Origin of the sequence: Kocuria sp. CPCC 205261 (assembly GCF_040981025.1) — a bacterium.
Lineage (GTDB): Bacteria > Actinomycetota > Actinomycetes > Actinomycetales > Micrococcaceae > Kocuria > Kocuria marina.
Genome location: NZ_JAVKPU010000011.1, coordinates 81303 through 87578, shown reverse-complemented (window position 1 = coordinate 87578; position 6276 = coordinate 81303). Strand labels below are relative to the sequence as shown.

Genomic DNA, 6276 nt, shown 5'->3' with positions numbered 1-6276 from the left:
TCGGGAGGCCTCGACCCCTATCCGGCGACCGACGCGCCGACCCCAACTACACCCTGGATCCTGAAGAGCCGTCAAACTGTCACCGGTCCGCTATCTCCCTTTAATTACCGGACTGGGGTCAGGTTTCCAACGGCTTCCCTGTACAAGCTCGTTGTCATGGCCGCCTTCTGTCAGGCTGCGGACGATGGCCTCATCGACCCGGCTGCACCGGTCGATCTGGTGCCTGAGACCCGCGTTCCCGGGCCCACGGGGTTGTCGATATGCCTGGACCCCGTATGCATGTCGTGGCGAGACCTGGTCGAATTGATGACGACCATCTCGGACAACACGGCTGGAAACGCGGTGCTATGCGCCGTGGGTCACGATCGTGTGGCACACACTCTGAGACGCCTCGGGTTGCTGCAAACCGATATCCGGCCCTACCTACTCGCAACCGATCTGCACACGGCCGAGGTTGGCCGTGACGCCGATAATCTGGATCCCTACCTTCTGCCCGATCCCCGGGAATACGACCCCCTGCTGGTATCGAGTACCACGGCCTCCGATCTCGTAGGTATCCTTTCGTTCATCTGGGAGGACCACGCAGCCACTCCCTCCCAGTGCTCGTTCATGCGGCATGTACTGGGATAACAAGCATGGGGACACCGTTTCGCTGAAGTCTTCACGTACCCGGGTGTCCAGAGCGCAGCCAAGACTGGGTCTTTGGCGGCGCTCAGCCATGAGGCTGGGGTCATTTCCCACCCCGACGAACCGCCTATCGCCGTCGCGGTCCTGACACAATCGGCCCGCAGGGAGCGGACCATTCCTCTGTCCAACACGGTGGTGGGGCAAATCGCTCGCCACTGCGTTCGTAGCTACCGCTAGGTCCTGTAGATACTCATGGACGGCGCCCATTTAGGTCATCATTGCGATACGGCGTACCGGGGGCTGCCAATCCGGCCGGTACATCTGAGTCCCCAAAAGGCCGGTGGTGGCGGGTTCGGATGGCATTTCCGGGCCTCAGATGTTCTGCGCATGACTGACCGTCCCGCCCCCGGGGTCACGACGCCGTACGGTTCCGCCCTGCGGGAACAGGCCGAGCCCCGGTGTGACCCGCCCCACCGCCGCTCAGTACCGTGGGGCTCATGACCACTTCCGTGTTTGACCTCGATGCCTTCGACCGCTCGGTCCGCCCGCAGGACGACCTCTTCCGCCACGTCAACGGTTCATGGCTGAAGGAGGCCCGGATCCCGGACGACAAGGCCAGCACCGGGGCGTTCATCGAACTGCGGGATCAGGCCGAGCAGGCGGTGCGCGAGATCATCACGGGCGCAAGCGCGGAGGGCGGCGCAGCGGCGTCGAACCCGGCGGAGCAGGGCGCCGAGACCAAGATCGCGCTGCTGTACGCGTCCTTCATGGACACGGACCGGATCGAGGAGCTGGCCACCGAGCCGCTGCGCGAGGACCTGGACGCCGTGGCCGTGATCGACTCCCCGCGTGCGCTGTCCAAGTGGTTCGGTACGGCCATGCGCCGGGGGATCGGGGCGGCGCTGGACATCGACCTGGACTCGGACCCCGGGGACCCGCAGCGCAACCTCGTGTTCGTGGGCCAGTCCGGGTTGGGGCTGCCGGACGAGGAGTACTACCGCGAGGAGCAGTACGCCGAGATCCGCGAGAAGTACGTGGCGCACGTGGCGAAGATGCTCGAACTGGCCGGATTCGAGGACGCCGCCGAACAGGCGCAGGCGGTCATGGAGCTGGAGACGCGCATCGCCGCGCAGCACTGGGACAAGGTCACGGTGCGGGACCTCACCAAGATGTACAACCCCATGGGGTTCGCGGAACTCACGGACCAGGTCTCCCGCCTGGACTGGGACGCCGTGCTCGAGGGCATGGGGCTCACCCCGGAGCACCTGAGCACCGTGATCAACGCCCAGCCCAGCTTCTTCACGGGCCTGGACGAACTACTCACCGACGACCTGCTGGACGCGTGGAAGTCCTGGGCCCGCTGGCACGTGGTCTCCGCCCGCGCCGCGTACCTGCCGCAGGCCTTCGTGGACCAGAACTTCTCGTTCTACGGGACCGTGCTCTCCGGGACGCCGCAGTTGCGCGAACGCTGGAAGCGCGGCGTCGGGCTGGTCAACGGCGCCCTGGGTGAGGCCGTGGGCGAACTGTACGTCGCCGAGAACTTCTCGCCATCCGCCAAGGCACGCATGGACGAGCTCGTGGCGAACCTCCTGGAGGCGTACCGCGACTCGATCGAGCGCCTGGACTGGATGACGGAAGACACCCGGGCCGAGGCGCTCAAGAAGCTCTCCGGATTCACCCCCAAGATCGGTTACCCGGAGAAGTGGAAGGACTACTCGGGCCTGCTGGTGCGCGGGGACGACCTGGTGGGCAACGTAGTGCGCACCGCCCAGTTCGCGGTGGACGAGCTCGCGCGCAAGGCCGGCAAGCCGGTGGAGAAGCACGAGTGGCTCATGACCCCGCAGACGGTCAACGCGTACTACCACCCGCTGCGCAACGAGATCGTGTTCCCCGCGGCCATCCTGCAGCCCCCCTTCTTCAACGAGGACGCGGACGACGCCGTGAATTACGGGGCCATCGGCTCGGTGATCGGTCACGAGATCGGTCACGGCTTCGACGACAAGGGTTCCACGTGCGACGGCGAGGGCAAGCTGCGCAACTGGTGGACGGACGAGGACCGCGCGGCGTTCGAGCAGCGCACGGCCCGTCTCGTGGGCCAGTACGCGGCGCTGTCCCCCGCGCAGTTCGCGGACGACGACGCCGCTCCGCACGTCAACGGCGAACTCACCCTGGGTGAGAACATCGGAGACCTGGGCGGCTTGTCCATTGCCTACAAGGCATGGAAGACCGCGCAGGAGAAGAAGGACCGTCCGGACAGCGAGAGCGTCGACGGGTACACCCCCGCGCAGCGGCTGTTCATCTCCTGGGCCTACGTGTGGCAGGAGAAGTCCCGGGACGAGGCGCTAAAAACACGCATCGCCACGGATCCGCATTCTCCCGCCGAGTTCCGTGCCGGCCAGACCCCGCGCAACGTGGACGCGTTCTACGAGGCGTTCGACGTCCAGGACTCGGACGGCATGTGGCTGCCGGAGGAGGAACGCGTGGCCATCTGGTAGCGCCCTCGAGCTACGTGGACAGGAGCCCCGCCGGTCGGACCGGCGGGGCTCCTGCGCGTCTCAGACGCTCGAGCGGGATTGCTGCATGAACTCGTTCATCGCGAATCCCCAGATCGCGAAGAAGAACACGAACCACAGCACCATCAGGATCAGCAGCACCACACCGACCCAGCCCAGGACTTTGCCCGCGGTCGCCCTGCCGCCGAGTTTCTCAGCCTTCGTGGCCTGCCACAGGGCGAACGGTGCGAGGATCGGCAGGACGGTGACTCCCAGGATGCCCAGCACGAGTGACGTCTCCGAGCTGGAGCTCGCCTGCTGTTGCCGCTGGGCGTCCTCCGGTCCGGCGGGGACGTAGTGCCACTGTCCTGCGGGCTGCGCGTAGGGGCGGTGGGTATCGGCCGACACGGACAGGGGCCGCGTGTCGCGGTGGTACTCGGTCCCCGAGTACCGGGTTCCTTCCTCGTGGGGCGAGGTGCCACTGCCCGGGTGGTTGCTCGTGCTCATGACCTGTTCTCCCTACGCCAGTGGTCTGCGAGTGCGACCATCTTCTCGTGCGCGGCACGAGCGGACAAGGGTGCGCCCCCCCCCCGCCCACGACGCCGCTTCCGGCCCCCGAGCGCATACCATCACCTCAGGATCCTGCTTCTGCACCGAGAGGCGCGTACGGAGAGCCCAGACGAAGGAGAACCGTGAGCCACCCCGAAGACCCGGCCGAGCGGCGTCGTGGATCGATCAGCCACCGTGTCCTGCGCGGCGGGACGGAACCGGACCCCCGCTTCACGCTGGCAAACGAACGCACGTTCCTCGCCTGGATCCGCACGTCCCTGGCCTTCTTGGCCGGGGGCATCGCCATCGAGGCGTTCACCGGGGACATCTTCGACATCGCGGTGCGCAAGTTCCTGGCCCTGGTCCTGCTGGTGCTGGGTATGTTCCTCAGTGCCGGAGCCGCACTGCGGTGGCTGCGCGTGGAACGTTCCATGCGGCACAAGGCTCCCCTGCCCCTGCCGCTGATCGTCCCGCTCGTGGCGGTAGGGGGCGCGATCGCCTCCGGGGTGCTCGTGGTCGTGGTGCTGACCCGATGAGTTCCATCACCCCGCCGGGCGTGCGCACGCACGAAGATCCGGGACTGCAACCCGAGCGCACCGTGCTGTCCTGGGGCCGGACCATGCTGGCACTGTGCACCGCCGCAGCGATCTACCTGAAGTGGCTCCCGGCCCACGGCGCGTTCGTGCTCTCGTTGTTCACCGTGGCGTTGTGCCTCTCCGGAGGGATCTATGCCACACAACGCATGCGTTATCGGCGAGAATCCGTGGGAATCGCCGGGGAGCGGATCACGCCGGACCTGGTGGCCGTGGTCGTGACCTCCGGGACGTGTCTGGTGCTGGGCGTCCTGGGAATCATCACGGTGATCGTCTTCTGAGAATTTGTGGCCACTTCGGTGGACCCTTGCGTGGGGATCCCCACGTGTGCTGCGATGCCGCGCATAATGTCCCTCAGCCGCCGCGATCCGCTGCGGCGCCGGACCATCACAACTACGGGAGAACCCTGTGTCTTCATCTTCGTCCGGTGGGGGAAACATCTCGACGGCGGCCACGCCGCCCGATCCACACGCATCCCACCGCCCCGATCCACGGCCCACCGGCCAGGACGTCGCGCCCGACGGCTCGCTGCGCCGCACCCTCAAGTCGCGTCACCTGACCATGATCGCGATGGGCGGTGCGATCGGCACCGGTCTGTTCGTGGCCTCCGGCAACTCCATCAACACCGCGGGTCCCGGCGGGGCGCTCGTCGCCTACGCTGCGATCGGGTTCATGGTGTTCCTGCTCATGCAGTCCCTGGGCGAGATGGCCACGCACCTGCCCGTGGCGGGCTCGTTCGAGGAGTACTCCACCCGCTACATCAGCCGCTCCTTCGGCTTCGCGATCGGGTGGAACTACTGGTACAACTGGGCGATCACCGTGGCCGCGGAACTCGTGGCGGCCGCGCTGGTGATGCGCTACTGGTTCCCGGACGTCCCCGCGTGGATCTGGTCCGCACTGTTCCTGGTGATCCTCTTCTCCCTCAACGCCCTCAGCGCTCGCGCGTACGGCGAGAGTGAGTTCTGGTTCTCCCTGGTCAAGGTGATCACCGTGGTGATCTTCCTGGTCCTGGGTGTCCTGATGATCCTGGGCATCCTGGGCGGCCCGTCCCCCGGGTTCCACAACTGGACCGCCGGCGAGGCGCCCTTCGTCAACGGCTTCACCGGCATCATGGCCATCTTCATGGTCGCGGGGTTCTCCTTCCAGGGCACCGAGCTCGTGGGGGTCGCGGCCGGCGAGGCCGACAACCCCCGCGAGACCGTTCCCAAGGCCATCCGCACGGTCTTCCTGCGCATCCTGCTCTTCTACATCGGCGCGATCGCCGTGATCGGTTTCCTGATCCCCTACACCGATCCCCACCTGCTCGCGAGCGATGTGGAGGACGTCTCCATCTCCCCGTTCACCCTGGTGTTCGAGCACGCCGGTGTCTTGGCCGCGGCGAGCGTGATGAACGCCGTGATCCTCACCGCCATCCTCTCCGCGGGCAACTCGGGCCTGTATGCCTCCACCCGTATGCTCTACGCGCTCGCGAAGAGCGGGAAGGCTCCCCGGTTCCTGGCCCGGGTCAACCGCCGCGGTGTCCCGATGCTCGCACTGCTGGCCACCACGCTGATCGGCATGTTCTGCTTCCTGACCACCCTGATCGGTGAAGGTCAGGCGTACGTGTGGCTCATCAACGCCTCCGGCCTGGCCGGTTTCATCGTGTGGATGGGGATCGCGTGGAGCCACTACCGGTTCCGCAGGGCCTACGTCCTGCAGGGCGGGGATCCCAAGAACCTCACCTACCGTGCCCGGTTCTTCCCCATCGGCCCCGTGGTCGCGCTCATCATGTGTGCCGTGGTGATCCTGGGTCAGGGCTACAGCCTGATCACGTCCGGGGAGGTCAACGCCCTGGGCCTGCTGTCCTCGTACCTGGGCCTGCCCGTGTTCCTGGCCCTGTGGCTCGGGCACAAGGTCGTGACCAAGGACAAGCCCGTGGACCTGCTCACCGCAGACGTCTCGCAGCACTGATCCGACCGTGCCCCACGGATGACATGACGACGCCGCTCCAAGGCTTGGAGCGGCGTCGTCGTGTC

At 66.6% G+C, this 6276-nt stretch carries 5 protein-coding genes and 1 pseudogene; 5 read left to right on the top strand and 1 reads right to left on the bottom strand.

Annotated elements, in window-relative coordinates; translation table 11 throughout:
- The first annotated feature begins 57 nt into the window (after nucleotides 1-57).
- Together RF646_RS11210 and RF646_RS11205 are read left to right on the top strand one after the other, a co-directional pair.
- Nucleotides 58-864: pseudogene (locus RF646_RS11210) on the top strand (serine hydrolase).
- A gap of 260 nt (nucleotides 865-1124) precedes the next feature.
- A complete protein-coding gene (locus RF646_RS11205; protein WP_368835996.1) occupies nucleotides 1125-3122 on the top strand; it encodes a M13 family metallopeptidase in 1998 nt (665 codons plus the stop codon).
- 60 nt (nucleotides 3123-3182) lie between these two features.
- Here the strand turns inward: RF646_RS11205 and RF646_RS11200 are convergent, their stop codons facing one another.
- Nucleotides 3183-3626 (bottom strand): DUF4190 domain-containing protein, encoded by a 444-nt coding sequence (locus tag RF646_RS11200; protein WP_085106815.1) that lies wholly within the window; start codon nucleotides 3624-3626, stop codon nucleotides 3183-3185.
- 185 nt (nucleotides 3627-3811) lie between these two features.
- Here RF646_RS11200 and RF646_RS11195 point away from each other — a divergent pair, with 185 nt between their 5' ends.
- The 3 genes from RF646_RS11195 to RF646_RS11185 all read left to right on the top strand — a co-directional run bounded on the left by RF646_RS11195 (nucleotide 3812) and on the right by RF646_RS11185 (nucleotide 6211).
- Nucleotides 3812-4204 (top strand): YidH family protein, encoded by a 393-nt coding sequence (locus RF646_RS11195; RefSeq protein ID WP_064846485.1) that lies wholly within the window; start codon nucleotides 3812-3814, stop codon nucleotides 4202-4204.
- Entirely contained in the window at nucleotides 4201-4542 is a 342-nt protein-coding gene (locus RF646_RS11190) for a DUF202 domain-containing protein (RefSeq protein ID WP_085106814.1), read from the top strand. Before RF646_RS11195 ends, RF646_RS11190 begins: the two co-directional genes overlap by 4 nt.
- 280 nt (nucleotides 4543-4822) lie before the next feature.
- Nucleotides 4823-6211 carry an amino acid permease gene (locus RF646_RS11185; RefSeq protein WP_240919125.1) on the top strand — a complete coding sequence of 463 codons (1389 nt, stop codon included), beginning with the start codon at nucleotides 4823-4825 and terminating at the stop codon, nucleotides 6209-6211.
- Nucleotides 6212-6276: the final 65 nt, after the last annotated feature.

Coding starts and splice junctions, on each gene's coding strand:
- RF646_RS11205 (WP_368835996.1), top strand. CDS start 1,125: ATGACCACTTCCGTGTTTGACCTCGATGCCTTCGACCGCTCGGTCCGC.
- RF646_RS11200 (WP_085106815.1), bottom strand. CDS start 3,626: ATGAGCACGAGCAACCACCCGGGCAGTGGCACCTCGCCCCACGAGGAA.
- RF646_RS11190 (WP_085106814.1), top strand. CDS start 4,201: ATGAGTTCCATCACCCCGCCGGGCGTGCGCACGCACGAAGATCCGGGA.
- RF646_RS11185 (WP_240919125.1), top strand. CDS start 4,823: ATGATCGCGATGGGCGGTGCGATCGGCACCGGTCTGTTCGTGGCCTCC.